Source organism: Sediminicola luteus, assembly GCF_002514735.1.
In the GTDB taxonomy this organism is placed as follows: domain Bacteria; phylum Bacteroidota; class Bacteroidia; order Flavobacteriales; family Flavobacteriaceae; genus HQA918.
Genome location: NZ_NBWU01000001.1, coordinates 1,154,988 through 1,180,059, shown reverse-complemented (window position 1 = coordinate 1,180,059; position 25,072 = coordinate 1,154,988). Strand labels below are relative to the sequence as shown.

General features: G+C 43.0%; 25 protein-coding genes. 18 read left to right on the top strand and 7 right to left on the bottom strand.

Annotation, left to right across the window (positions count from 1 at the left end; all coding sequences use genetic code 11):
• The 4 genes from B7P33_RS11805 to B7P33_RS11790 all read right to left on the bottom strand — a co-directional run bounded on the left by B7P33_RS11805 (position 1) and on the right by B7P33_RS11790 (position 5,709).
• Positions 1 to 1,407, bottom strand: a complete 1,407-nt coding sequence (locus B7P33_RS11805; protein ID WP_097442161.1) for an ABC transporter permease — start codon at positions 1,405 to 1,407, stop codon at positions 1 to 3.
• Positions 1,404 to 2,120, bottom strand: a complete 717-nt coding sequence (locus B7P33_RS11800; RefSeq protein WP_097442160.1) for an ABC transporter ATP-binding protein — start codon at positions 2,118 to 2,120, stop codon at positions 1,404 to 1,406. Before B7P33_RS11800 ends, B7P33_RS11805 begins: the two co-directional genes overlap by 4 nt.
• 204 nt (positions 2,121 to 2,324) lie before the next feature.
• A complete protein-coding gene (locus B7P33_RS11795; protein WP_097442159.1) occupies positions 2,325 to 2,624 on the bottom strand; it encodes a hypothetical protein in 300 nt (99 codons plus the stop codon).
• A 538-nt stretch (positions 2,625 to 3,162) separates the two neighbouring features.
• A complete protein-coding gene (locus B7P33_RS11790) occupies positions 3,163 to 5,709 on the bottom strand; it encodes an adenosylcobalamin-dependent ribonucleoside-diphosphate reductase (RefSeq protein ID WP_097442158.1) in 2,547 nt (848 codons plus the stop codon).
• A 529-nt stretch (positions 5,710 to 6,238) separates the two neighbouring features.
• On the opposite strand from B7P33_RS11790, the gene B7P33_RS11785 reads away from it, so the two are divergent.
• From B7P33_RS11785 to B7P33_RS11770, 4 genes are read left to right on the top strand one after another with little or no spacing between them, the layout of a single operon-like run.
• Positions 6,239 to 6,766, top strand: coding sequence for an RNA polymerase sigma factor (locus B7P33_RS11785; RefSeq protein WP_141402463.1), 528 nt, complete (start codon positions 6,239 to 6,241; stop codon positions 6,764 to 6,766).
• A 39-nt stretch (positions 6,767 to 6,805) separates the two neighbouring features.
• Complete coding sequence (locus B7P33_RS11780) at positions 6,806 to 7,585, top strand: HEAT repeat domain-containing protein (RefSeq protein ID WP_097442156.1); 780 nt, start codon at positions 6,806 to 6,808, stop codon at positions 7,583 to 7,585.
• Between the two features lie 21 nt (positions 7,586 to 7,606).
• Complete coding sequence (locus B7P33_RS11775) at positions 7,607 to 8,404, top strand: DUF4097 family beta strand repeat-containing protein (protein WP_141402462.1); 798 nt, start codon at positions 7,607 to 7,609, stop codon at positions 8,402 to 8,404.
• A gap of 44 nt (positions 8,405 to 8,448) precedes the next feature.
• Positions 8,449 to 9,150 carry a DUF4097 family beta strand repeat-containing protein gene (locus B7P33_RS11770; RefSeq protein WP_141402461.1) on the top strand — a complete coding sequence of 234 codons (702 nt, stop codon included), beginning with the start codon at positions 8,449 to 8,451 and terminating at the stop codon, positions 9,148 to 9,150.
• Positions 9,151 to 9,261: 111 nt separating this feature from the next.
• Here the strand turns inward: B7P33_RS11770 and B7P33_RS11765 are convergent, their stop codons facing one another.
• Complete coding sequence (locus B7P33_RS11765; protein ID WP_097442153.1) at positions 9,262 to 10,092, bottom strand: mechanosensitive ion channel family protein; 831 nt, start codon at positions 10,090 to 10,092, stop codon at positions 9,262 to 9,264.
• A 164-nt stretch (positions 10,093 to 10,256) separates the two neighbouring features.
• On the opposite strand from B7P33_RS11765, the gene B7P33_RS11760 reads away from it, so the two are divergent.
• The 4 genes from B7P33_RS11760 to B7P33_RS11745 all read left to right on the top strand — a co-directional run bounded on the left by B7P33_RS11760 (position 10,257) and on the right by B7P33_RS11745 (position 13,301).
• On the top strand, positions 10,257 to 11,816 hold the full coding sequence (locus B7P33_RS11760) for a sulfatase family protein (RefSeq protein WP_097442327.1): 1,560 nt from the start codon (positions 10,257 to 10,259) through the stop codon (positions 11,814 to 11,816).
• A gap of 96 nt (positions 11,817 to 11,912) precedes the next feature.
• Complete coding sequence (locus B7P33_RS11755) at positions 11,913 to 12,341, top strand: MarR family winged helix-turn-helix transcriptional regulator (protein ID WP_097442152.1); 429 nt, start codon at positions 11,913 to 11,915, stop codon at positions 12,339 to 12,341.
• A gap of 33 nt (positions 12,342 to 12,374) precedes the next feature.
• Positions 12,375 to 12,860 carry a DOMON domain-containing protein gene (locus tag B7P33_RS11750; RefSeq protein ID WP_097442151.1) on the top strand — a complete coding sequence of 162 codons (486 nt, stop codon included), beginning with the start codon at positions 12,375 to 12,377 and terminating at the stop codon, positions 12,858 to 12,860.
• Positions 12,861 to 12,869: 9 nt separating this feature from the next.
• Complete coding sequence (locus B7P33_RS11745; protein ID WP_097442150.1) at positions 12,870 to 13,301, top strand: nuclear transport factor 2 family protein; 432 nt, start codon at positions 12,870 to 12,872, stop codon at positions 13,299 to 13,301.
• 169 nt (positions 13,302 to 13,470) lie between these two features.
• Here the strand turns inward: B7P33_RS11745 and B7P33_RS11740 are convergent, their stop codons facing one another.
• Positions 13,471 to 14,574 carry a DUF2652 domain-containing protein gene (locus B7P33_RS11740; protein ID WP_097442149.1) on the bottom strand — a complete coding sequence of 368 codons (1,104 nt, stop codon included), beginning with the start codon at positions 14,572 to 14,574 and terminating at the stop codon, positions 13,471 to 13,473.
• Between the two features lie 801 nt (positions 14,575 to 15,375).
• Between B7P33_RS11740 and B7P33_RS11735 the strand changes: the two genes are divergently transcribed.
• From B7P33_RS11735 to B7P33_RS11695, 9 genes are all read left to right on the top strand, one after another.
• Positions 15,376 to 15,759: a hypothetical protein gene (locus tag B7P33_RS11735; protein ID WP_097442148.1), complete on the top strand. Its 384-nt coding sequence runs from the start codon at positions 15,376 to 15,378 to the stop codon at positions 15,757 to 15,759.
• A 77-nt stretch (positions 15,760 to 15,836) separates the two neighbouring features.
• Positions 15,837 to 16,565, top strand: coding sequence for a nitroreductase family protein (locus tag B7P33_RS11730; protein ID WP_097442147.1), 729 nt, complete (start codon positions 15,837 to 15,839; stop codon positions 16,563 to 16,565).
• Between the two features lie 9 nt (positions 16,566 to 16,574).
• On the top strand, positions 16,575 to 17,555 hold the full coding sequence (locus B7P33_RS11725; RefSeq protein ID WP_097442146.1) for an MBL fold metallo-hydrolase: 981 nt from the start codon (positions 16,575 to 16,577) through the stop codon (positions 17,553 to 17,555).
• A 100-nt stretch (positions 17,556 to 17,655) separates the two neighbouring features.
• Positions 17,656 to 18,036 (top strand): hypothetical protein, encoded by a 381-nt coding sequence (locus B7P33_RS11720; RefSeq protein WP_097442145.1) that lies wholly within the window; start codon positions 17,656 to 17,658, stop codon positions 18,034 to 18,036.
• Positions 18,037 to 18,642: 606 nt separating this feature from the next.
• Positions 18,643 to 19,200, top strand: coding sequence for an HNH endonuclease (locus tag B7P33_RS11715; RefSeq protein ID WP_097442144.1), 558 nt, complete (start codon positions 18,643 to 18,645; stop codon positions 19,198 to 19,200).
• Between the two features lie 79 nt (positions 19,201 to 19,279).
• Entirely contained in the window at positions 19,280 to 20,779 is a 1,500-nt protein-coding gene (locus B7P33_RS11710) for a M20/M25/M40 family metallo-hydrolase (RefSeq protein WP_097442143.1), read from the top strand.
• Between the two features lie 45 nt (positions 20,780 to 20,824).
• A complete protein-coding gene (locus tag B7P33_RS11705; protein WP_097442142.1) occupies positions 20,825 to 21,709 on the top strand; it encodes a bestrophin family protein in 885 nt (294 codons plus the stop codon).
• Between the two features lie 5 nt (positions 21,710 to 21,714).
• Entirely contained in the window at positions 21,715 to 22,404 is a 690-nt protein-coding gene (locus tag B7P33_RS11700; protein ID WP_097442141.1) for a DUF4377 domain-containing protein, read from the top strand.
• Positions 22,405 to 22,566: 162 nt separating this feature from the next.
• Entirely contained in the window at positions 22,567 to 23,403 is an 837-nt protein-coding gene (locus B7P33_RS11695) for an endonuclease/exonuclease/phosphatase family protein (RefSeq protein ID WP_097442140.1), read from the top strand.
• A gap of 8 nt (positions 23,404 to 23,411) precedes the next feature.
• On the opposite strand, the gene B7P33_RS11690 is transcribed toward B7P33_RS11695, so the two are convergent.
• Positions 23,412 to 23,618 carry a hypothetical protein gene (locus B7P33_RS11690; RefSeq protein ID WP_097442139.1) on the bottom strand — a complete coding sequence of 69 codons (207 nt, stop codon included), beginning with the start codon at positions 23,616 to 23,618 and terminating at the stop codon, positions 23,412 to 23,414.
• 286 nt (positions 23,619 to 23,904) lie between these two features.
• Here B7P33_RS11690 and B7P33_RS11685 point away from each other — a divergent pair, with 286 nt between their 5' ends.
• Entirely contained in the window at positions 23,905 to 24,957 is a 1,053-nt protein-coding gene (locus tag B7P33_RS11685; RefSeq protein WP_097442326.1) for an AraC family transcriptional regulator, read from the top strand.
• Positions 24,958 to 25,072: the final 115 nt, after the last annotated feature.

Below are 25,072 nucleotides of genomic sequence, written 5' to 3'. Positions count from 1 at the left end.
CTACAATTTTTTAGTGGTGAAAAGCAACAAAGCGAAAGAACCGATACACCATAGTGCCATAACCCAAAGTTTTCGCTGGTTTTGGGATACTATGGTACTCAGTTCGGGCGGATCATACTCAAAGGGTGGTAGTTCTTTCCAGAAATCGGCATCGGCACGATACCCCCATTCCCCATATTTCGAATTTTCGGCAAAATTCCCGTTTAGGAAAGCCTGGGTGGCCACCCGATATTGCTCAGCGGCATCGGCAAAACCCCAATGGGTTGCATAATCGGTATGGGCAAGTGACATACTCAAAAAACGGGTGGCCAAATAGGGCGAAACCATGGCTAGTCCGTCGTAGACCTCAGCTTGTTTACGGTATTGTTCCTTGAGCTTATCGTAATGTTTATAGTAGATTTCGGCCTCGTGTTCCTCGCTTTTTTGCATGCGATAGGCATCAAAGTTAAATGGCAATTGATGCAGGCTATCTACCCCGTATTCGGCCAAAACCTCGGCCTGTAGGGTTTGGGCCTTTTTGTTCCACGGATTATGGCCATCCAAGCCATTTTCCTTATCCTTTAGCACCTCGGCGGCAAACTCTTGCCTAGTGGGGTATGGGTGTAAATGTCCGGCTACATTACTTGCCGCTTTGGGCAAGGCCAAACAGCTTAAAATCCATAACGAAAGGGAAAGTACCAAGGATACGCCTGAACGCTTCGACTTGGCCGAAATAAATAGTACCAAATTGGTGAAGATGATATAATACACCAGATAAACCCCGTAAAGGTCCCCCAAAGCCGACCATTGGAACACCCCATAATCGGGTAATTGGGACAAGACCAAACCGGCACCTAGAAAGAGCAAGGAAGTAATAACAAGAATCGGAAAAAACAAGGACAACCATTTGCCCAAGGCCAGTTTATAAAAAGACGCGCCTTCGCTACGTAGCAGGGTAATGGTACCCATCTCATGCTCTTTGGTAAAACTATTATAGCCCAATAAAATAATGAGTAAGGGCATAATAAACAGCAGTATAAAATCGGGACTTAAATTACCGAATCGGGCCAAACCGGTTTGATCGGCCGCCTCGCTAAATTGGGCTTCATGGCGGGCATGGGCCTCCAAAAAAATGGAGCTGCCCACGTATTTATCCACTCCCTGATCGATCAACGAAAGCGGATACTTGGGTTTAAAGGCATAGGTACCATAATGCGCCGCAGAATGCGGATTCTTTTCCCCTTGGCCATCCCAATTGGCACGTTCGCTGGTTTTGGCCGAATCGTACATGCGATTCGTGGCCTCGTAATGTTTCGAACTTATCCAAAAGGCCACGGCTATTAGCAGTAATACGGTAAGCAAGGCAATACGAATACGTCCGCTACGCATAAAGCCTTGGTTTTCTTTTTTAAACGTACTTAAGATCATAGGGCGGCTGCTTTGGGTTGCATGAGTCCGAGATAGGTCTCTTCCAATTCGGCCAGACTGATCTCATTGGCATAGAACTCCCGTTTTAACTGACCATTTTTCATAATACCGATCTTGGTAGCCACTTCCTTGGCCCTAAAAAGATCATGGGTAGCCATTAAGGTGGCCACACCTAAATTGGACAGTTGGCGCAACAGGCGTCCAAATTCATGACTCGCTTGGGGATCTAGTCCCGAAGTAGGTTCATCTAACAGCAATACTTTGGCATGTTTGGCCAAGGCAATGGCGATACCTACCTTTTGACGCATACCTTTGGAATAGGTGGAAATACGCCTCCCAAAAGCCTCTTCTTGCAAGCCCGCCTCCGAAAGGTAGTTACGCAATTCATCTTGACCCAGTTTTTTACCAGCAATACCAGAGAAATAATCCAGGTTCTCCAATGCCGTTAAACTGGGATACAACATGAGGTTTTCAGGAATATAGGCCAGGAATTTTTTGGTGGCCTGTGCATTTTCTTTCACATTCACCTGATTGATGAAAGCACTGCCCGAACTGGGCTCCAAAAAGCCTAACAGTAAATTAATCGTGGTCGTTTTACCGGCGCCATTGGCACCCAGCAAGCAATAAATCTCGCCTTCTTTTACCTGAAGGTTTAAACGGTCGAGTGCCAAATGGCCCCCATATTTTTTTGTAAGGTTATCTGTAATTATCATAGGGTTAAAATTGGAATGAATCAATAAAGAAGAATGCCGTAAATCTTAGGGGAAAGCCTAGGTCCCTAGCCAATCTGGCTATACCATGCGTATAAAAATCATACAGGAAGCAATACGAAAAATACCACCAACCCCAATGTTGGGCAGCAGTGTTCCGATATCGATTTTATGGAAAAATATGTAGGTAGAGATTCCCCTAAGCCATTATACTACCGGTGGGGGTTTATTGTGCACCGTTCTGGGCAATACAAAACAGTATCGTGGCGGTTGGTACCCCAAATCTATCGCATGAAGCTGGGCATTGGGTAGTACGGGATCCAACTCAAAATGGACCACGGGTTCATTTAAAAAAGGAGTGGTTTCTTGGGAAGTGGTAATTATATCACAGACCTCACAATGCGTACCTTCTTCTACATGGGTATAGGCATGCAGATTGCCCAACCTTAGGAAAACAAAAGCCCCTAGGAACAATCCGACTATGAGATGTCTAAAATCCACCCGCATGCGATAAAACTAAGAAATAATCTAAATAGGCCGCCTACGGATTGGGTTAAATTATTGGGAAGGTTGATTTAAGGGACCATACGGCAGCTCTACTATAACTGAAAGGCTAGTGATTGTTACAAAGTAAGGGTGTTTTTTAGGTGTTTTTGTATCAAAGTAAGGGTAAACTAAATGATGATACGAAGCCACGACCAAACGATTGAACAAACCAGTTATGAGTTAAGAGTTACGGGTTATGGTGCTTCGTGCGTATCGCCAAATACCTACATGATGTCACTTCGACCTAAGGGAGAAGTCGCATAATCCAAGGGGCGTATTTGGTATAAATTACCCATTTATGAAATAGATTAAAGGCGTCTAAGTTTCTTGTTGAACCCTATTGGAAAGGAAGGTGAGTTTTGGATGAAACGATTCGACGATTGAACAACCCCAGCCCTCACCCCAACCCTCTCCCTGAGGGAGAGGGAGCAAGTAATAAATCGTATCCAATTCAGCTGAATTGCCTTGATTACACAATTAAACAACCCAACACAACCAGCTATCCACATTTAGAGGAGCCACAATCTTGGCAGCTTAGGCAACCTTCTTGGTAGATCAGGTTTTTAGATTGGCAGTTGTCGCATTCTTGGTTTTTGGCCTTGGCCCCATTGGCCACATAACGTTTTAGGGCACGGGCCACCCCGTTTTTCCAGGTATTAATATTTTGGTCGTCCAATTGAAGGCTGTTTACCAAATCTACTACACTTTCTATGGCCATACCATGGCGTAGGGTACCCGAGATTAGTTTAGCATAGTTCCAATAGGCCGGCTCGAACATATGCGACAAGCCTTCAATCGTGGTTTTATAGCCCCTTTTGTTCTTGAACTGGAAATCGTACCGGGTTTTTCCATCTTCGTCCTTGTTTTTAATGATTAGTCCGCCCTCGACCCATCGGGGTAAGAGAATACCATCTTCATCGTCGCCCAACCCAGTAAAAATTTCATAGGGTTGGCCATCGACCAGACCAATAAAAGCAATCCATTTTTCCTTATTGTTCTGAAAACGTACCACATCGGCCTCCAACACCTTGGGTCGGGTAGTGGGAAAGGGCGATAAGGATTCCGTTTCTTCCTCTTTTTCAGGCGTATCTGCCACCAAAACCCCGGTACGTGAGCCATCGCGATATACGGTAATGCCTTTACAGCCCACTTTCCAGGCCTCTAAATAGAGTTCACCAACCAGGGCTTCACTTACATCGTTCGGAAGGTTAATGGTAACACTGATCGAATGGTCTACCCATTTTTGAACGGCACCCTGCAAACGTACTTTGCTCAACCAATCGACATCGTTCGAAGTAGCCCTATAATAAGGCGATTCGGCCACCATGGCCTGCAATTCTTCGGAGCTATAATTTTTATCCGGATTGTATCCGTTTACCTCCATCCACTGGGAAAAGCGATGGTGGAAAACGGCATATTCTTCCCAAGAATCGCCTACCTCATCTACAAAATCGACCCGTGCATTGCTGTCGTTGGGGTTTACCTTTCTTCGTCTTTTATAATAGGGTAAAAAGACCGGCTCAATCCCCGAAGTGGTCTGCGTCATTAAACTGGTAGTACCCGTTGGGGCAATGGTCAGTAAAGCGATATTCCGACGTCCATGCTCGCTCATTTCGAAATACAATTCGGGATCGGCCGTTTTTAAACGGTTTATAAACGGATTCTCTTTTTCCTTTTCCAATTCGAAAATAGGGAAGGCCCCACGCTCTTTGGCGGTCTCTACAGAGGCCCTATAAGCGGCCAAGGTCAAGGTTTTATGGACCTCTACCGAAAAGTCATTGGCCACATCAGAGCCATATCTGAGGCCCAAGGCAGCCAACATATCCCCTTCGGCCGTAATACCGATTCCCGTTCGCCTACCTTGTTGTGCCTTTTCCTTGATCTGTTCCCACAGTTCGCGTTCTACCCGTTTAATGGAATCATCTTCCGGGTCTGATGCTATTTTACGCAGAATGGCATCTACCTTTTCGAGTTCCAGGTCTATGATATCGTCCATAATGCGTTGGGCCGCCCCAATATGGGTCTTGAACTTAGTAAAATCGAAGCGGGCCTGCTCGGTAAAGGGTTGTTCTACATAAGAAAATAGGTTGATGGCCAACAAACGACAAGAATCGTACGGACAAAGCGGAATCTCGCCACAGGGGTTGGTAGACACGGTCTTAAAACCTTGATCGGCATAACTGTCGGGTACCGATTCCCGGATGATGGTATCCCAGAACAAGATACCGGGCTCGGCCGATTTCCAGGCGTTATGTACTATTTTTTGCCACAGCTCCTGGGCAGGAGCGGTTTTGGTATAGGTGGGGTCGGTACTATGTATGGGGAATTTATGTTCATAATCGCTTCCGGCGGCCACGGCTTTCATAAAAGCATCGTCTATACGAACCGATACATTAGCCCCGGTAACCTTACCCTGTTCCATTTTAGCATCAATAAAATCGGAAGCATCGGGGTGGTTAATGGAAACCGATAGCATTAAAGCACCACGCCGTCCATCCTGGGCCACCTCCCGGGTAGAATTGGAAAAACGCTCCATAAAAGGCACCAATCCGGTTGAGGTCAGGGCCGAGTTCTTTACCGGTGACCCTTTAGGACGAATGTTCGATAGGTCGTGCCCCACCCCTCCCCGGCGTTTCATAAGTTGTACCTGTTCTTGATCCGACCTAAAAATGCCGCCATACGAATCGCCTTCACTACCAATTACAAAGCAATTGGAAAGTGACCCTACCTGAAACGGATTCCCGATTCCGGCCATAGGGCTGCCTTGGGGAACGATATAAGTAAAGTTCTTGATCAAATCGTACACCTGCTTTTCCGACATGGGGTTCGGATAGCGTTTTTCGATCCTATGTATTTCGCGGGCGATACGCTTGTGCATTTCGTCGGGATTCAATTCGTACAAATTTCCATCGGAATCTTTTAAGGCATATTTATTCACCCAAACCTGGGCCGCCAGATCATCGCCTTTAAAATAGGCCAAAGACGAATCGTAGGCTTCTTGGTGGGTATAGGTTTTATGGGGAATCCGAGTGGTTTTTGTAGACATATCTGCTAAGGAATTTGGATGGTTATCGATTGAAAATAGATTTAAAGTTAGCGGATCGTTGGCAGATAAAAAACATGACGGATGTCATAAAATGGAATGGTTCTAAATAGCTTTGTGTTGATTTACAGCTGTTTATAGCACTTATTTCGAGGAGACCCGTTAACAAGTTCTTGCCTATTGTTGAAAACTCTCCCTCTTTTAGGAAGCCAGAGTAATAGGCGAAATGAGTAGCTTGTTGGGAGCTAGAAAAAAATGGATAGTTTCACCAAATGGTACCTAAATAGAAAAAATTGTAACTAATCAGTGTCGCAGGTTTTGAAGCGAGAAATAGGGATTTTGAGCGCTGTTGAAGTGATTTTTTTCAAAGCGTAGCACCGCTACGTGAGAAAAAAATAACAAAAACAGAGCGTAAAAGACCATTTCGTAGCCAAAACAGGAGGCTCTGATTAGTTACAAAAAAATTCCATACCTGATGTAACCCATTTAAAAATGGCCGGTCTTTATAACAACCCAACCTAAAAAAAGCGAATTGCAAACGCGAAGCGACGAAGACATAATGATGGCCGTGGCCCAAGGAGAACTCCAACTGATGGCGGAGTTGTTCGAACGCTATCACAAGCGTATCTATAACTTTCTGTTACAGATGGTGGGCGATCGGGCGGTTTGCGAAGACCTTACCCAAAACGTCTTTTACAAGGCCATAAAGTACAAACATTCGTATCGCGGTGGCAAATTCGTTTCTTGGATCTTTAGGATCGCCCGTAACAATCTGGCCGATCATTTTGAGAAACAGAAACGGTTGAACCAAAATATAGATGTAGAGGCCCTAGGGGAGCGGCCCGAAAGCGTACAGGCCCCGAATGAAGAAGTGGCCCATTTGTACCAGGTAATGGAGCGTTTGGATGTGGCCGAAAAAGAATTGATCATAATGCACCGTTTACAAGGCATCTCTTATGAAGATATTGCTGAAATGACGGGAAGTACCGCCGGAGCGGTAAAAGTAAAAGCCCATAGAGTAGTGAAAAAATTAAGGAAAATCTATTTCGAAAGCGCTTAGGCGACCAGAGCATGAATTTCCGGACCAAATGAGGTAATTATGGATTGTAAGCAGTTTGAAAATAACATACTCGATTACCTAGACGGTAGTTTGGCCGAGGCAGAAAAGCAGCGGTTCAAAGCCCATCTTCAAAGTTGTGCAAGCTGTCAGGCCGAGCTGGAGGCCCAGCAAAAATTAATGACGTTGTTCGGGCAGGTTCCGCAAGAAACCCCCAGCGACCGTTTACGCGATGGTTTTCTCGATATGTTGGCCGAGGAACAACAAGCGCAAGTGGTGCATATGGCACACAAAAAAGAATTTCCTTGGAAAACAGCCTTTCAGATCGCGGCCAGTATCGCTTTGGTCATGGGTGGGTTCTTTTTAGGCGGTTTAAGATCTGGGGATACTTCCCAAGAACAGATCAGTGCCCTACAGCAAGAATCGAAAGTCTTAAAACAACAAATGATGTTGGCCCTCATGGAAAACCGATCGCCCAGCAAGCGTATACAGGCCGTAAACTATACCGAGGAAATCGCCCAACCGGACGCTACATTGATCAAGGCCCTCGCCGATCGGCTACTCTACGACGCCAACAGTAATGTACGTTTGGCGGCTGCAGAGGCCCTGGGCAACTTCAAAAGTTCACAACAAGCCAGGGCTGCCTTGATTGAGGCCCTGAATACGGAAAAAGATCCCAGTTTACAGATAGAACTGATTGGCATATTGGTAAGGTTACAGGAAAAAAGAGCGCTCGAGCCCATGAAAAAACTCTTGGAGACCCAAGAAACCCCCATCTATGTCAAAGAGCAACTGAATAACGGGATTACCCAATTAATATAATCATCAATTAAAATTAGCATCATGAAAAAAGTAAGTACCCTCATAGCATTTTTGTCCGTATGCCTAATGGCCCATGCACAAAAGTCCTATACCCATTCCCTATCCGGGATCAAAAAAGTTGTGGTAAGTAGCAATACCACCATGGAATTCAAAACCGGAAACAGCAACGAACTTGTCATTGGCCATATCGAAACCAAAGACGGGCACCAACACCATGACCATAACGACGATCAAATAGACGAACGCGCCAAGGGGCTTACCCCTATTTATGCCGGAGGAAACGACAATACCAACGGTTTTGGATTTTCTGTTGAAAAAGAAGGCGATGTACTCAAAGTGAAAGATTTAAAATCGTTTATGCAGCGTAGCGGACTGCGGTTTACCCTACCCAAAGGCATAGATCTTTCTATAGATACCGGAAACTTAGGTAGCGCCGATGTCAACGGCTTCGACTCGGATATAGAGGTAAACTCCAATGTAGGCGGGGTTGTCTTGACCAATGTAACAGGCCCTATTACAGCCCGCACTTCCACAGGGAACATTGAAGTGGTTTTTACCGAGGTAAACCAAACGTCTCCCATCTCCTTACGCAGTTCTACCGGGGCGGTAGACGTTAGTCTTCCGGCCAATACCAAAGCCAATTTAGAGCTAAAATCGACCATGGGGAACGTATTTACCGATTTCGATGTCAAATACCAGCAAGAAGAAGGCATGAAAGTAGTTGGGGCCAATCGTAAGATCGATACCCAAATCAACGGGGGTGGTGTTTTGATAAAACTATCATCTAGTGTTGGTAATGTATACCTTAGGAAGAAATAGCCTTTTAAAACTATCAATCTACATCATTAAATAAACGAACAGTTATGAAAAATTCATTCGTATTCGCACTCACCCTTTTATTCGGAAGCCTTTCAGTAATGGCACAGCGCACCGTAGAAAAAACGGAAAGGCTTAGCAGGGGACAGGAAGTCTTCGTCGATTTTAAATTTGCCGGCGATATACAATTGCAACATTGGAACCAATCGGAAATTAAGGTAGTGGCCACGGTACATATAGACGATGGCGCCGGAAACGATTCATATTCCTTGGTTTCCGAAAAATCGGGATCTGGGTTAAAGATTTATTCCGATTTTGGCGACTATTTCAAAAAAAAGGGGAAAAAGGGAAGTTATACCGATTGCCATTCCACCACCAAATTGGAGTATGTCGTTTATCTGCCCAAAGGCATAAAACTTAAGGTAAAGAGTATTTCGGGGAGTTTAAGTGCCCAAACCTTCGAAGGGGAATTAACTACCGATCTTATTTCGGGCGATGTAGAGCTGGCCAATTACAACGGTCCACTGAAACTAAAGACCATTAGTGGTAATTTAGATGTAGTTATAAAAAAGGCCGAAGTGCGGGCCAAGTCGCTCACCGGAACCATCTACTCGGATCTAGAAATCAGCTTTAACAGTAAAGGCGATCATGGGAACAAAGTTTATGGTAGCATAAACAATGGGGGCGATATGGTTAAAATGGAAACCATTTCGGGCAATATATATATGCGCAGCAAGCCCAAGGGATAAAAAATCGATACTTCTATTAGAAAAGGCCCGTTGGCAAATTACCAGCGGGCCTTTCTATTAAAAATGGGGAAGAAATGTGTTGGTGGCGGTTAAGTACAAAGGGGGGTCAGGTTATGCGTTCATAGTTACTACACGTTGCGGGAACGGTGCTTCGTATCCGGAAGCGCCCAAAGCTTCCACGATTTTTTGTCGGGTGTCCCAAAAAACGTCCCAATAATGTTCACAGGCCACATAGGGCATGGCCATTAATTCAACGGCATTTTCACCCAGATTATTCACCGCAACCCTAGGGGCAGTGGCACCGGCCTGTAATACATTGGGATCATGGTTCAGCACCTCTAAAACCACTTGCTGTGCCTTTTGGATATCGGCCCCGTAGCGAATGGCAAAAGGCATATCAATACGTAGGTTGCCAATGGTAGACAAATTCGTAATCTTACCCGAGGTAATGGTTGAATTGGGTATGATCACGGTCTCGTTCTGAAAGGTTTCGATTATAGTCACAAAGACCGAGATTTCCTTAACAAAGCCAAAGGCATCGGAGGTACGGATCAGATCGCCCACCTTAAAGGGTTTAAAGATCAATAGCATAACCCCAGAGGCCATATGCCCCAAGGAACCATTAAAGGCCGATCCTATGGCCAAGGCCCCACCCGCCAAAATAGCGGCAAAGGATGTAGTGGGCACCCCAACGATACCGGCAATGGAAATAAAGAGCAGTACTTTGAGTGAAAATCCGATCAGGGTTAAAAGAAAAGGGCGTAATGTTTCATCTATATGTTTATTATGAAACACTTTAGAAACAGCCTTCATGACCATACGGATAATCCAAAGTCCGATGATCAAGGCGGCCAAAGCCCCTAAAAGCTTTAGCCCCCAATCCCCGGCGCCTTCGGCCAGGGTATTATAAAAGTTCTGTAAAGATTGCGTAATAGTGTCCATGTTGGTGAGTTATTTTTCATTGAGACACAAACGCACCGGTATTTGTCACCCAAAAAACCGAAAATTGCCTAAAAACCGATGTTTAAGGCCGTGCGATCATCATTTAGCGGACTGATTTTTAGGAAAGACGGGGAATGTGTAGTTTTAAGAAATTTCCAAACCCTATGACCACCGCTACTACTTTCTGCAACCCATTCCTAATCGTTTTAACACTCGCTTTTATGGTGAGTTGTAAACAACAACCCAAGGAAGCAAGTCCATCGAGCCCACCCCCCAATATCGTTTTTATTATGAGCGATGATCATGCCTACCAAGCCATAAGTGCCTACGGCCATGGCTTGAACGAAACACCCCATATCGATCGGATCGCCAAAGAGGGTATGTTGTTCGATAGGGCCTTTGTTTCCAATTCGATCTGTGCGCCCAGCCGTGCGGTTATGCTAACGGGAAAACACAGTCATATTAACGGAAAAATAGATAACCACAAACCTTTTAATTGGGATCAGGATAACGTGGCCAAACAGCTTCAGGCCAACGGTTACCAAACCGCTTTGGTAGGTAAAATTCACTTGCATGGTACCCCCCAGGGTTTTGATTATTACAATATACTACCCGGACAGGGCCAGTATTACAATCCGGATTTTATAGAGAATGGGGTAAAAAAGCGTATACCGGGTTATGTGACCAACATTACCACCGATATTGCCTTGGATTGGTTGGAGACCAAACGCGATACCACCAAACCCTTTTTATTACTCTACCACCAAAAGGCACCCCACCGTACCTGGATGCCTGAGGCCAAATATTTAGACCGTTACGACACTAAGAATTTCACGCCGCCCGCCAATTACAAAGACGATTATGAGGGTAGGCCTGCCGCCGCCCAACACGAAATGGGCATTATGGAACATATGGGCTTGGTTTATGATCTAAAAATGCTCGATAAAGAAGGTACCATCGAAGATCCCCGTCGTAAGCATGCCAAAAATATGTACGACCGCATGGACAGTACCCAACGGGCCCACTGGGATGCCCATTACGAACCTATTATCGAGAAATTTTTGGCCGATACCCCTGAAGGTGACGATTTGGCCCAATGGAAGTTCGAGCGTTATATGCAAGACTATTTAAGCACCATTCAATCGGTAGACGATGGGGTGGGCCAAGTACTCGATTACCTTAAGGAAAACGGACTCGAAGAAAATACCATTGTCATCTATACCTCCGACCAAGGGTTTTATTTGGGGGAACACGGTTGGTTCGACAAGCGTTTTATGTATGAAGAATCGTTCCGAACGCCCCTACTAATCAAGTATCCCAAAGAGATCAAAGCCGGAAGCCGCTCGAGCGATTTGGTACAGAATCTAGATTTTGCCGCCACATTTTTAGATTATGCCGGTGCCCCCATACCCGAAGACAACCAAGGACTTTCGTTACGTAATATTACCAAAGGGGACAAAACAGCTTGGCGCGATGCCTTATACTATACCTATTACGAACACCCTTCGGAACACAATGTGCACCGGCATTATGGGGTTCGGACCGATCGCTACAAACTGATCCATTTTTACCACGGTATGGACCATTGGGAACTTTATGATCTTGAAAAAGACCCCCAAGAGATGCGCAATGAGTACGAAAATGAAGCCTTTGCCGACATCCGAACCCAATTACACCAAAGATTGGACGAATTAAAAGTGCAGTACAAAGACAGTATCCATTAAAAAAACATACTAAACTAAAACTCTAGAAATAATATTTCACACACACATATTGATGTATCAACATTAAATTGTACTTTTAGTGCGTTAACGTTTTATATGCAAGAGCTAGAAGAAGTCATATTGTTCCAAATAGATCAAACCTTAAAAGTGGCCAAAAAATATTCACAACGTGAGTTCGATGCTTTGGGTTTGGGTATAACGGTTGATCAATGGGTACTTTTAAAGGTTATTGCCCAATATAGCGGGCTTAACCAACGCGAATTGGCCCAACGCTCGCAACGCGACCCCGCCTCTATTAAAAGAACATTGGATCTTTTGGAAGGCAAGGGTTTTATAATTAGACAAATAGATGCTAAAAATAAAAGAATACATCATATCGTATTGACCCAGAAAGGCAAGGCTTTCGAAAAAGAGCATCAAGACATGATCCAAAGACATCGTAGAAAGAGTATCGCCGGCTTTTCTATAGCGGAAATTACACAGCTTAGTCAATACTTGAAACGTATACGCAACAATATGACTTAAATTTTTTAATCAATATGTTGATATATCAATATTATGAAAACCATATTACTCATGTGTTTATCGTTTCCTCTTTTATATGCACAACCCAAATCGGTTCAAGTCAAAAATATGACGGTACATTGGAGCCACGAAACCGAACGTGTTAATTTCGTTATTCAAGCCCCAACACAGGGGTGGGTTGCTATTGGCTTCAATGAAAAGCCAGGTTTATCGGGTACCTACTTGCTCATGGGTCGTATCAATGGGCATAAAGTCGAAATCGTCGAGCATTTTACCCTGCGTCCGGGCGATTACAGGCCCCTTACAACTTTTGGCGCACCCATTTCGGTTTCAGAAACAGCGGGCCACGAAAACGAAAAACTTTCGACAGTTCGCTTCTCACTTCCGCATCAACCTAAATCGCCTTATCAAAAAAACCTAAAACCGGGTAAAAGCTACCACCTTCTTCTGGCTTACAGTCAAGAAGACGATTTTAAACATCATTCCATAATGAGAACTTCTATTCAAATAACCCTATAAATCCACATTATGAATTTTAAAATTGTATTCCCTTTACTGGTATTCTGTATGTTAGGAGCACTATCGCATGCCCAGGATACTGAAAAAATCAGAACCTTGATCCAGAATTTTTCCGAAGCCGGTGATCGTCAAGATGCAGCCGAATTGGACCAATATCTACATCCGCATTACCGCATTGTTATGAACCGTTTATTCGGAAGTCATGAATTGACAATAATGGATAAATCGACCTATCTAGATAAAATTAAACGTAAAGAGTTTGGCGGCGATCAACGTAAAGTTATCGTTGAAGAACCTAAATTAAATGGAAATACCGCCTATGCCAAGGTTCGATTTGTCGGTAAACAAATGCAGTTTAATTCCTTGATCCTTGCTGTTAAGGATGGTCAAGGAAATTGGTTTTTACTATCAGAATCTCCAGTGGTCGTAGCCAAGAAGTAAACTACCTAGGTGCAATCTCGATAGCTATAATGACTCAGGGCATCCGAAGAAAATTAGATTTCTATTTTGAGCCAGGCCAACCCACTTTTAGGCAGGAAAGCCTAGAGGTATTAATTCCTATTGGCGGTGAATAAAAATAGTTGTGTCGGCCCTCAATACGCTTCTGGGCTTAATTGAGGGTCGTTTCAATTTTCAAGTCATTATAACCCTCGGCAAAATACAATAGACCGGCTAGGGCTTTTTTTGCATTGGCTTTAAACAAACGTTTTAAAGCCAAGTTAAATAACAGGCGTTTCCCCCAGTTCTGAACCTCCCAAAAAAGCTCGAGTGTCAGCGCACAACTATGCTCATCGACCGCACGGATCAGGTAGAACTGCCAAAGGGTATCTACCACTGGGGTATCGTGTGTTTCTTCGCCATATACCAAAACACCTTCCGGGGCTTTCTTACTAACCGTAACGAAATTTAGGTGCTTCCCATTAATTACACATACGTGCTCGGTTCCCAAGCGGGTAACCTCTGTATTCGTATATCGAAACTCATCTACACCTGTCAACCACTCGTCGCGAAAGCGATAATTGGTAAGTAATTCGAGTAACGTATTGGCAGAAACCGGAAAGTCTTGATGCAAAACATGGTCGGCATTTCGATCAAAGGCCATGAATTTTGGCAATTCATGGGGGTAAAGTTTCAATCTTTGATCGTCGATAAAGGCATAAGTATATCCAATTGGCGCACCATCATACACGTCTTTACCGCTTGTAAAAGAAAATAGTTCCGTATCGTTTATTGTAGTTTCCATGGCCTTACCCAAGGCATCGGATATCAAAAAATAGGAATCGTGGGGCACCGAATTCTTCATTAATCGGTGTGCTTCAATTACCGAGGGCCCAAAAGGTTTGTGGTTACCCCTTATGTCCAGAAACTCCAGGCTACCGGCATGGGCGATGATCTTCAGTTTTAAATCCGGGGCCTTTTTACAGGCATTACATGGGCAAATTCGATTGCGTTGTAACAAGGCCAAATGACTGTGAAAAGCCGTAAACATTTGCTCTACCAAAAGTAACATATCTGCTGGGGGCAATACCTTAGCTTCCAAATAAAAGAAAAGGGCGTCGCCTTCAATTTCAGCCAATTCCATTCCGTACGTATTGGCTTTGATAAGCACCTCTAAGAGTTCAGCAATAACATGCTGGCTATGTTCTATTTCTGTACTTTGAACGAACTGGGTATAACCCGAAATATCAGGAAGGAACAATAAAGATATGGCCATATTCAAATGTAAGTAAAAGCCGGATCATATAAACCATAGCAGAATTCGCCCACAATATTATTAAAGGGATTTTCCCTCAAATATTATGGAATATTCTATAAAAAAGCACAACATATCGATGATTTGGGTATTTCATCGATACATTAGACTATCAATTGTATGAAAACCGCTTTCATAATGTAAATTAATTAGACCTAAGAAGTGCTAAGTTGTTGTTTCACTAAAATCATTAATCATGAAAGCAAAAACGACGCTTACCATTGCCCTAATCATGTTCTTCTTAGCCTACACATTTGCGATGATCGCATTTATCTCAATCCGTTGACCAACGCTACGGATTGAAGTAAAAATGATTCATGTCCTAACCAACAAGGGCATTCCGCGACTAAAATCGTGGCAAACGTGAACACTATTCCGACCGCTACGCACGGCGGTTTTCATTTAACCATTAGCTGAAGTGTCCTTAGTATTTTTGAGGACACTTTTTTGTGTTTATAAATAATACCATTTCAACATTGAAATACTACCTAAAAAATGGTTCTTTTTACCTTTGGTCATCAATATAAAATAGAACCGTAGCTTTGGCTATGCTTAGATATTAGCTCACAATCTTGTCTGTTTTCCTAGGAGTTCGTGAATCTTCGATTTCTTTTTCGCCCAAAGAAAAAATTCCAGCTTTTTTATTGGTTGAACCTCAAAATTGAAATGGTATAACTGGTAGGTAAATCTCACTTTTACTATAGGTTTTTCTAAATTTAAGTACCATTTCAAACTGCCATTGAATTATTAAAAACAATTGCAATGGATAGAAAATCATTTTTACAAAAAGGATTGGCAGTTCTTGCCCTAGGTGTTTCTGTGGCACCCATAATCAGTTGTTCCAGTGATAGTGGCGATAGTGGACCCAACACAGGAAATGGGGAAGGAAATAATGGTGCAGACTGTTTAGCCAATGGTACCACAAGTAATATCGGTTCGAACCATGGCCATACCCTAACGGTATCTAAGGCCGATGTTGAGGCAGGTTCCGAAAAAACCTATAGCATACAAGGGGGTTCGGGTCACAATCATACCATTCGTGTTACTGCGGCCCATTTTACCGATTTAAAATCGAACAAAAGTGTAACCGTTACAAGCTCTACCGACAATAGTCATACCCATAGTGTTACCATAAGTTGTGCTTAAAAGCAAATGAGAGCCTAATTATACGATGCTTTGCGCCTGTTTACCTACATAATAGTTAGCTTTGGGAAAACTTCAAAATGGAAAAAACGGTAACGGAAGCAATCCATTATAGACGGTCGGTAAGGGTTTTCGAAGCAGACGAAAGTTTAGATTCCGAAAAGGTGCGTACTTGTTTAGAAAATGCACATTTGGCCCCAACCAGTAGCAATTTACAGTTATGGGAGTTTTACCATGTCGAAGATACTGGGTTACTTAAACAACTAAGTACTGCCTGCCTAGACCAAAATGCGGCCAAAACCGCAAAACAAATGGTCGTGGTGGTGGTGCGTAAAGATTTATGGAAAAAAAGAGCCCAAGCCAATATTGGGTTTCTCGAGGCCCAATACGGGCACAAAGAAGAAGCTGATTTTAGTAAACGTGAAAAATTTGCGCTGAATTATTACCGCAAACTCATACCCACATTATACAGTGACTTTTTGGGCATTCTGGGCCGTATAAAGCAAGTAGTTTTCGGAATAATGGGTCTTTTCAAGCCAATGTACCGTCAGGTTACCCGTTCAGATATGCGTATCGTTGCACATAAAAGTGCCGGATTGGCCGCACAGAATTTTATGTTATCCATGGCCGCCATCGGCTATGATACCTGCCCCATGGAGGGCAGCGATACCAAAAGGGTAAAACGTATTTTGGGTATACCGGCCAAGGCAGAGATCAATATGGTTATTGGTTGTGGTATTCGTTCAGAACAAGGAATCTATGGACCGCGGTTTAGGGTACCTTTCAACGAAGTCTACAAACATTTATAATACCCCTTTATGCGCTATCTTATACTTTTACTAATACTATGGGGATGTAAAGAACAAAGCAAGTCCACAAAGAATACCACAGAACCCATAGCGGCCAAAGTTGGGGAAATAAAGCATGCCACCCCAGAAATTGAAATTGTGGTTTTGGGTACGGTACAAGATGCCGGGGCACCCCAAATAGCCTGCCAAAAAGAATGTTGCCAAAATCGTTTCAAGGCACCAGACCCCAGCCTACGGGTAGTTTCCCTAGGGCTCATAGACCACACCAACCAAGAACGCTATGTTTTTGAAGCCACACCCGATTTTCCAAAACAATTAAGACACCTGCAAGTTAAGGCCGGTTTTGGTGTAGAGTCCGAACCCGATGGTATCTTTCTAACCCATGCCCACATTGGGCATTATACGGGACTTATGTTTTTGGGTAGGGAAGCCCTGAATGCCAAAGAAGTTCCGGTTTTTGCCATGCCAAAAATGAAATCATTCTTAGAAACCAATGGCCCCTGGAGCCAGTTGGTAGACCAAAAGAACATTAGAATAGTCCCATTAGAAAATGAAAAAGCCATTAGGTTAAACCCCAACATTCAAGTTACCCCTATTAAAGTACCTCATAGGGATGAATATTCTGAAACTGTTGGGTTTATCATAGAAGGGCCTAACAAAAAAGCCCTGTTTATTCCCGACATAGACAAATGGGAACGGTGGGACACCCCCATTGAAACGTTAATCAAAAAGGTAGATTATGCTTTTTTGGACGCCACCTTTTATGACGGCGCCGAAATTGGCCACAGAAATATTGCCGAAATTCCCCATCCATTCATTATCGAAAGCATGCAACGGTTCCATACATTACATGCAAGCGAAAAAAGCAAGATCCACTTTATTCATTTTAACCATACCAACTTGCTTTTAGAGCCAGGGTCCGAACCATACAAAACGGTTATAAAAAATGGTTATGCCATAGCCGAATTCGACGCCCACTTTTCTTTATAAGACGGTTTTTAGGCCAAAAACGGCCAAAAAATACCCATTAATGGGTATTGACACGCATAGTAATCCACTGTAATTTGGCTTTCTGAATGAACACTGGAGTATGGATACGCTTAACACACAAAGGAATATGGCCAAACCCATGGCCCGCATTTTCCTAATAGGTATGTTGGCACTGTATTCTTGTAGTACGCATGAGAAAGATCGTAATCTGGCCATGGCCAGTGAAGTTTCTTTATTTCATGAGACTACTGAAAAACAAGTGTTTCCGTATGAAATTGTGATCATTCCGGATACAGGTTCCAAATTTAATCGGGAAACCTATATCGGTACTTTTGGGAAAGAGATTATCACCTTGGTCAAGGACTCTAAAGGCGATTTGGTTTTTTCGGTTCCCAATGTGTCCGATGGATTATATGAATTAACGATTCCGCTAGAAACGGAAATGGGCACCGCAAATTTTACGGTAAGCGGAAAGCCTTAAAAATATAAGATGGTACGCCCATCAAATGAAGGAGAAAAAAAATGACGGCAAAGTAGGGTTATTGCCTATTGGAAATACCCTAAAGATAACTCGTAATGCCAGCCTAACATTCCAACAGCCTTAGTTATCGCCATTTGCCGTCGTTTCCTTCCTTTTTTCCTAAAAACTTAAAAATCAACTTTTTGTCTTATTTTTCCTACTTTTTATCAAAATTGTAGTCAAAGTGATAACGAAAATGCTACGTTTGTATACGAGTATTCGCGATTTACGCACATTTATTTGAATTATTGGGCTATTTCTGGCCTTTGGTATAACAAATAGGTGGTAAGCTTAATCATTTTATTAAAAAAATATTTATTTTAGCCACGTATCCAATAAAAATGGTTACGATTTACAATAAATAGTCACGTATCAAGAAGCTTTTAACACGATTTGAGCGTATTTATTTATTTCGAATCCAACTATTCTATTTGATACGAACCAAGCCCCGTCTACCAACATATTGAAGTTCCCTGTTTTTGGGAGAAGCGATACACGAATTGGCGTTTATGTATTCTTTTTCCGAAGCTTGGTTATTAAATAACGCTAAACACTAAACCCATTACAATGATCAAAAGTTATTGGAACGAGGAATGGAAGCCCATTCTATTCGACGAGAAAATCTCGAAACACGAAAAATTCAAAATCTCGAACTACGGGCGAGTGCTTAATTGCAAAATCGACCCAGACGAGAACACTTTGGCAAAACCTTCGTACATAGGTGGTTACCTTAAACTTACGGTGCGCCAAGTCTCAAAGAAGACTACTACCCGCTATGTACATAAACTGGTGGCCCAACACTTTATCAAAAAAGATTCGGACGAACAGAAGTACGTAATCCACAAAGACTACGACAAGACGAATAACCATGTAGATAACCTCAAATGGGTTACCCGAAAAGAAAAGGAAAACCATCAACTGAGTAATCCGGCATGGCGCGAAGCGGCTTCTAAAGTTTCTTATTCAAAACTTACCGAGACCAAGGTAAAACTGATTAAAAAGAAACTGAACGATCCCAACCGTAGAACCCGTTTAAAAATGATCGCCAAACAGTTCGGTATTTCCGAAATGCAATTATACCGTATCAAAACAGGTGAGAACTGGGGTTATGTTACCGTAGACTGATCCGTTCACACAAATCCATTCGAAATCCCCGATTTCATTTTTATCTTTATCCGTAAGAAACCTTCTTAACTAAAGATATATGAAATCGGGGATTTTATTTTTTTGTCTAGGTATAAGTATACTCTGGGCCCAACCGCGCTACGAATCTGATGCCCAAGCTGCCAGTGAAAAATCGCTTCCTTTATTGCGCGATTTTCTCTCCATTGCTAATGATGCCCTCTATCCTGAGCAAATTGAACCCAATGTGGTATGGTGTAAGGCCCAGTTTTCGCAACGCGGTTTCCATACCCAAAGAATTGCTACCTCGGTATCACCTTTGTTATTGGCCCAATATATACACGATAAAAAGGCGCCCACCGTATTGGTTTACCTGCAAATAGATGGGCAACCCGTAGACACTACCCAATGGAACCAACCCAACCCTTATAAACCTGTACTAAAAAAACCAACCGGACAGGGAGGGTATGAACAAATTCCATGGGAATCTGCCCATAAGGGTTATGACGAAGAATGGCGCGTTTTTGCCCGTTCGGCCTCCGACGCCAAAGGGCCGGTGGTCATGTTTTTAGCCGCATTAGATGTATTGGCCGAAAAAAACCTACGCCCCAAGTTCAATATTAAGGTTATCATGGATTTTGAGGAGGAACTGGGGTCGCCACGTTTACCCCAGGCCGTATTGGACAATAGAGCCCTACTGGCCGCCGATATGATGGTAATTTTCGATGGCCCCAGGCATGTTTCTAACCAACCCACTTTACTTTTTGGTGCCAGAGGGATAGCCACGGTGGGTATTACCACATACGGTCCCATAGTACCCCAACATAGCGGGCATTTTGGTAACTACGCCCCTAACCCGGCCTTGCGCATGTCAAAATTACTCGCCGGTATGAAAGACGAATATGGCCGCGTGTTACTTCCCGGCTTTTACGATGGGGTTTCTTTAACGCCCGAAACCCAATCGCATTTAAGGGCCGTACCTGATAATGAAGACTATATTCGCCAAAAACTACAGATCGCGGCTATTGATAGTGTGGGTAGTTATTATCAAGAATCAATACAATACCCATCATTAAACATACGAGGGTTGCAATCGGGCTGGGTCAACGAAAAATCACGTACCATTGTACCCGCTTGGGCCAAGGCCGAACTCGATATTCGACTGGTTCCTGAATCGCAACCTGAAATACTTATCGAAAAAGTGCGTTCTTATATTAAAGCACAAGGTTATTTCCTAACCTCCAAAGAACCGACACGCGAAGAAAGGCTGCAATTTGCTAAAATCGCCCGGTTCGAATACGAGATATCCTATCCGGCATTCCGTACCGATTACGATACCGGTTTGGGTACTTGGTTATTTAGGTCGTTGAAACAAACTTTTGGGAAACCTCCGGTCATGATTCGTATGTCTGGCGGGTCTATTCCCATTGCTCCTTTTGTCAATACCTTAGGCATCCCGGCAGTTGGGGTACCCACGGTACAGAAGGACAACAACCAGCACAGTCCGAACGAAAACCTAAGACTGGGCAATTTTAAGGAAGGGATACAAACCATGATAGGTATTTTATTGGATAAGCCCTAGTCGATTTTCATAGGATACCGTATATTTATGACATCAGCTTGATAGATGATATTAGAGAAACGCATACCGATCAGCTATCTATTCAAAATGATCCGATGGGAATTGTTGACCATTACCATCTTTACCCTCACTTTGGATAAGGTATCTCAATATTTCCAAGAAATTACACTGAACCTCTCGGTGCCCGCATTTATGGGTACGGCCATAACCTTAATTTTATCCTTTAAGTTAAGCCAATCGTATGATCGCTGGTGGGAAGCTAGAAAGATATGGGGGGCCATTGTGAACGATAGCCGTACCTGGGTGGTACAACTAAAATCATTTTTACCCAAAGAACACGACAGTATTAAAATATTGTCGTACCGGCAGATAGCCTGGTGTTATACCGTAGGCCATCAATTACGTAAAACTGAAATTTTAGAGGGCGAAAAAGCCCTGTTAGACCAAGAAGAGTGGAAGCACTTAAAAACTGCCAAACATCCGGCACTTGGACTAATAGACCTACAAGCCAAAGAAATAAGCCATTTGGTACGTGATGGAAAAATCAATACCTTTCAAGAAATCGCGCTTCAAGATACCTTGACTAGATTGTGTGCTTCTATGGGGAAAGCGGAACGTATTAAGAATACCTCCTTTCCAAAAACCTATAGATGGACCATGCGCTTTTTCATTTATTTGTTCTTGCTGTTGTTGGGCTTTTCTTTAACGAGTATGCCCTATGATCTGGAAATACCGTTATCGGTCTTGATATCGATACCGTTTTTCTTATTGGAACAGGTAGCTATGGATATTCAGGACCCGTTTGAGAACCGCCCAACCGATACGGCGGTTAGCTCTATTGCACGGACCATTGAAATAAATATTAGGGAATTATTGGGTGAAGACGATCTGCCGGAACCCATAAGGCCCGACAAGTTTTATATTATGTAAACATCATGAAGCACAACCTAACCCGAATGACCGTTATTTTGGTAATGGCCGTTCTTTGGGGTTGCTCTCCGGGTAGACATTTACAAAATGTTTCTACCAAGCATTTCTATTGGGTAAATAGCCAAGAAATGGACTGTAGCATCTCTGAAAATGGCAATTGCCTGGCCTATCAAAAAGGTAATCGATGGGCCTTTGATCAATGGAACGCCTTACCCAAAAGCATAGAAGGATTCAATTTTGAACCTGGCTACAGATACAAGCTTATGCTATGGGAAATACGTGAAGGCACAACGGATGCCTATGGCGAAAGAAACACTCGTTTAAAATTGATCAAGGTGGTCGATAAGCAACGAGATCCGGCAGTGGCCCTACATAACAAGTGGGTGCTTAAAGCCATAAAAGGCAAGCCTTTAGCTACTAGTCAAGAAGCCCTGTCCATGGAAATTAATATTCCTCAAAAGCAAATCCTAGGACAAAATCCCTGTCAAAACCTCTATGGGAAAATCATGGGCCTAGGCGATTCTAAAATTGCATTCGGGAAGCTTATCAGCTCTCAAAAAGAATGCGATTCCGAAGCGCTAAAGACCTATGCCCTAACCCTCGAGCATATTACCGAATACCGTATTCAGGGTAGTCAGTTGGCCTTTTTGGATGTAGGGGGAGAAGAATTGCTCAGCTATGAAAAATTAGATTGACCTTTTGGTTTTCATACATAACAGTATGCATATTTAGGCATCTTTAACATAACCACTTCCCTTCTAAAAGAAGGACTAGCCTTTGAAAGCGGGCAAATTAATACCTTAGTAACCTTATAATTGGGCTACTTACTTATTTTTGTGCATAGCTAAACCAAAACTATGTTCCGAAAATTACTCCTTTCAATTTTACTACTTGCTTTGGGTACTGTTTACGCCCAAGAAATTTCGGTAATGTCATATAACATTCGCTACGACAACCCGAAAGATGCTGAAAACAATTGGCACCAAAGAAAAGCCGAGCTTATCAGTTTGATCCAATCCTATGCCCCAGGTGTCTTAGGTATTCAAGAAGGCCTTGTACATCAGGTACAGACCTTAAAAAACGGTTTGGGATATGATTATGTTGGTGTGGGTAGGGACGACGCCAAAGAAAAAGGAGAGTTTTCGGCAATTTTTTACGACCCTAAAAAATACGAGCTAAAAAGCTCTGGTACGTTTTGGCTTTCCCCTACCCCCGACAGTATTTCCGTTGGCTGGGATGCCGCCATGGAGCGCATTTGTACTTATGCCCAGCTTAAAGAAAAGAACAATGGAATCGTTTTTTGGGTATTCAATGCCCATTTCGACCATAGGGGTGCCGAAGCCAGAAAACAATCGGCTCAGGTCATTTTAGATAAGGTAACCGCACTAAATACCGAGGCGCAACCGGTAATTGTGATGGGCGATTTGAACGCCAAACCCCATTCACCTGCCATACGTTTATTAAGCCAACATTTAAGCGACAGTAGGTTGGCTGTAGACAATATCGCATCCGGCCCCACGAGTACGTTCAATGGTTTTAAGGAAAAGGTTCGTCCGGCTACCCGTATCGATTATATTTTCACTTCGAAAAACATTGAGGTATTGCAACAATCACATATAGACGAACGCCGGGGGAACGGGCTACAGGTTTCGGATCACCTACCTGTATTGGTAAGGTTCCAATTCACAAAATAAGGGATACCCTATTTTTTTTGGTTATAGTACAGTTTTATAACAATGGCGAGAAAAACGGCTATACCAATGTTTAAGGCGGCGAACAAAAAGGCCTCTATAAATCCCTCATCCATGGCATCTTCCCCATTTAAATGTCTATAGGTGGCCAAAAGCAAAGAGAGGAAAGAGAGTGCAAAAATGCCATAAAGGCCGTACATGAGCGTTTTATCTTTCATAACTGGTGTAGGTTAGCGTTGGACCCATAAAATTAGCTTGCTTCTTACATATGTAGGAATGGATCCGGTGAAATAGAACACTTCTTCCACCAAATACGTTTTTTGTCCCAATTTCCAAAAAAACAACTTAGTAGCAGCATACAAGTTCGTCGACCAAAGGCAGAAAAGTCCCTTAAAGTGACGCGCTTTTTCTAGAAACCAGTAATACACTTGACTAGTCCTTATACTTCATTTGGGACGTAATACCCGTGGTAAATTCACGTCTAAGGAAATAGAAAACCCAAGCATGGTCACCAAATTCGAGCCCAAGGCGCATACCGTATATTTTATCAATACTTATACGCTCTTTCATATTTTGGAAGGGAAAGGGCCGATACAGGTCGATTTTAAAAATTATCTGGATTGGCAAGACAAGATCATCTATCTCGAAAAAGGGCAATACATCAGGTTTTTATCCGAAGGTTTTGTGTTAAGGCGCATCGAATTCGAAGAAGCCGAATACTTTAGGAACAAGGAAGTGCGGGTACTATTTAAACATCTGGTTTCTTTGGGTTACATCAATTTTGCCGAGTGTGTAGACTGCCAAAAGTATTTAGACATGGTCGATCTACAACACAGCCCCAGTGATATAATCGATATTTCTACCAAACAATGGTTTTGGCAAAACCCCTTTGAAGCGGAAAAAGAGGAATACCATCTTATATTCGACGTTAAGGAGATTATCGATACCGAATTCAACAACCACATCAGCCAGACCGATATTGTGGCCCTGATACAGGCCCGAGGATATTCGGTACAACAACTGTTTCAAGACAAAATAGGTCTTTCCGTAAAAAAAATGTTGGGCAACAAACGGTTGTTGGAAAGTCAGAAAGCTTTGGCATTTACCGATATGCACGTACAGGAAGTAGCCTATGAGATGGGATTTAAAGACCCCTCTTACTTTAACCGCCAATTTAAAAAGCTTATGGGCCAGAGTCCACGATCTTTCCGCAAACAATTCGATTATACCCAACGCGACACTTTTATTAATGACCTAATGGCCTTGCTACAACAACATTACCACCAACATAGACAAACCCAATTTTATGCCGAAGAAATGCATATATCGGTAAAAACCTTGGAGAAAAAAGTGCGTGAAAAACTTGGAACCAGTTTGGGTCAGCTTATTCGTTACGAACTTTTGTCGGCTTCAAAGTCTTTCTTAACGCAAGGGGCCACCGTTAAAGAAACAGCTTTTGCCTTGGGTTTTGCCGAAGCCAACCATTTTTCGGCTTTTTTTAGAAAACACATGGGTAAAAGTCCATCACAGTATTTAGAAATCAAACAAAATACATAGGCTAGTATCAAACGGTTTCTTTTTATAGCCAGGGGTTTCCGATTTAAAAAAAGTACCAGAAACGGCTCCAAATGTGTACCCTTTAAGCGCTTATAGCATCGCATCTTTGCCTTGT

Coding starts and splice junctions, on each gene's coding strand:
- B7P33_RS11805 (WP_097442161.1), bottom strand. CDS start 1,407: ATGATCTTAAGTACGTTTAAAAAAGAAAACCAAGGCTTTATGCGTAGC.
- B7P33_RS11800 (WP_097442160.1), bottom strand. CDS start 2,120: ATGATAATTACAGATAACCTTACAAAAAAATATGGGGGCCATTTGGCA.
- B7P33_RS11795 (WP_097442159.1), bottom strand. CDS start 2,624: ATGCGGGTGGATTTTAGACATCTCATAGTCGGATTGTTCCTAGGGGCT.
- B7P33_RS11790 (WP_097442158.1), bottom strand. CDS start 5,709: ATGTCTACAAAAACCACTCGGATTCCCCATAAAACCTATACCCACCAA.
- B7P33_RS11780 (WP_097442156.1), top strand. CDS start 6,806: ATGGATTGTAAGCAGTTTGAAAATAACATACTCGATTACCTAGACGGT.
- B7P33_RS11775 (WP_141402462.1), top strand. CDS start 7,607: ATGAAAAAAGTAAGTACCCTCATAGCATTTTTGTCCGTATGCCTAATG.
- B7P33_RS11770 (WP_141402461.1), top strand. CDS start 8,449: ATGAAAAATTCATTCGTATTCGCACTCACCCTTTTATTCGGAAGCCTT.
- B7P33_RS11765 (WP_097442153.1), bottom strand. CDS start 10,092: ATGGACACTATTACGCAATCTTTACAGAACTTTTATAATACCCTGGCC.
- B7P33_RS11760 (WP_097442327.1), top strand. CDS start 10,257: ATGACCACCGCTACTACTTTCTGCAACCCATTCCTAATCGTTTTAACA.
- B7P33_RS11755 (WP_097442152.1), top strand. CDS start 11,913: ATGCAAGAGCTAGAAGAAGTCATATTGTTCCAAATAGATCAAACCTTA.
- B7P33_RS11750 (WP_097442151.1), top strand. CDS start 12,375: ATGAAAACCATATTACTCATGTGTTTATCGTTTCCTCTTTTATATGCA.
- B7P33_RS11745 (WP_097442150.1), top strand. CDS start 12,870: ATGAATTTTAAAATTGTATTCCCTTTACTGGTATTCTGTATGTTAGGA.
- B7P33_RS11740 (WP_097442149.1), bottom strand. CDS start 14,574: ATGGCCATATCTTTATTGTTCCTTCCTGATATTTCGGGTTATACCCAG.
- B7P33_RS11735 (WP_097442148.1), top strand. CDS start 15,376: ATGGATAGAAAATCATTTTTACAAAAAGGATTGGCAGTTCTTGCCCTA.
- B7P33_RS11730 (WP_097442147.1), top strand. CDS start 15,837: ATGGAAAAAACGGTAACGGAAGCAATCCATTATAGACGGTCGGTAAGG.
- B7P33_RS11725 (WP_097442146.1), top strand. CDS start 16,575: ATGCGCTATCTTATACTTTTACTAATACTATGGGGATGTAAAGAACAA.
- B7P33_RS11720 (WP_097442145.1), top strand. CDS start 17,656: ATGGATACGCTTAACACACAAAGGAATATGGCCAAACCCATGGCCCGC.
- B7P33_RS11715 (WP_097442144.1), top strand. CDS start 18,643: ATGATCAAAAGTTATTGGAACGAGGAATGGAAGCCCATTCTATTCGAC.
- B7P33_RS11710 (WP_097442143.1), top strand. CDS start 19,280: ATGAAATCGGGGATTTTATTTTTTTGTCTAGGTATAAGTATACTCTGG.
- B7P33_RS11705 (WP_097442142.1), top strand. CDS start 20,825: ATGATATTAGAGAAACGCATACCGATCAGCTATCTATTCAAAATGATC.
- B7P33_RS11700 (WP_097442141.1), top strand. CDS start 21,715: ATGAAGCACAACCTAACCCGAATGACCGTTATTTTGGTAATGGCCGTT.
- B7P33_RS11695 (WP_097442140.1), top strand. CDS start 22,567: ATGTTCCGAAAATTACTCCTTTCAATTTTACTACTTGCTTTGGGTACT.
- B7P33_RS11690 (WP_097442139.1), bottom strand. CDS start 23,618: ATGAAAGATAAAACGCTCATGTACGGCCTTTATGGCATTTTTGCACTC.
- B7P33_RS11685 (WP_097442326.1), top strand. CDS start 23,905: ATGGTCACCAAATTCGAGCCCAAGGCGCATACCGTATATTTTATCAAT.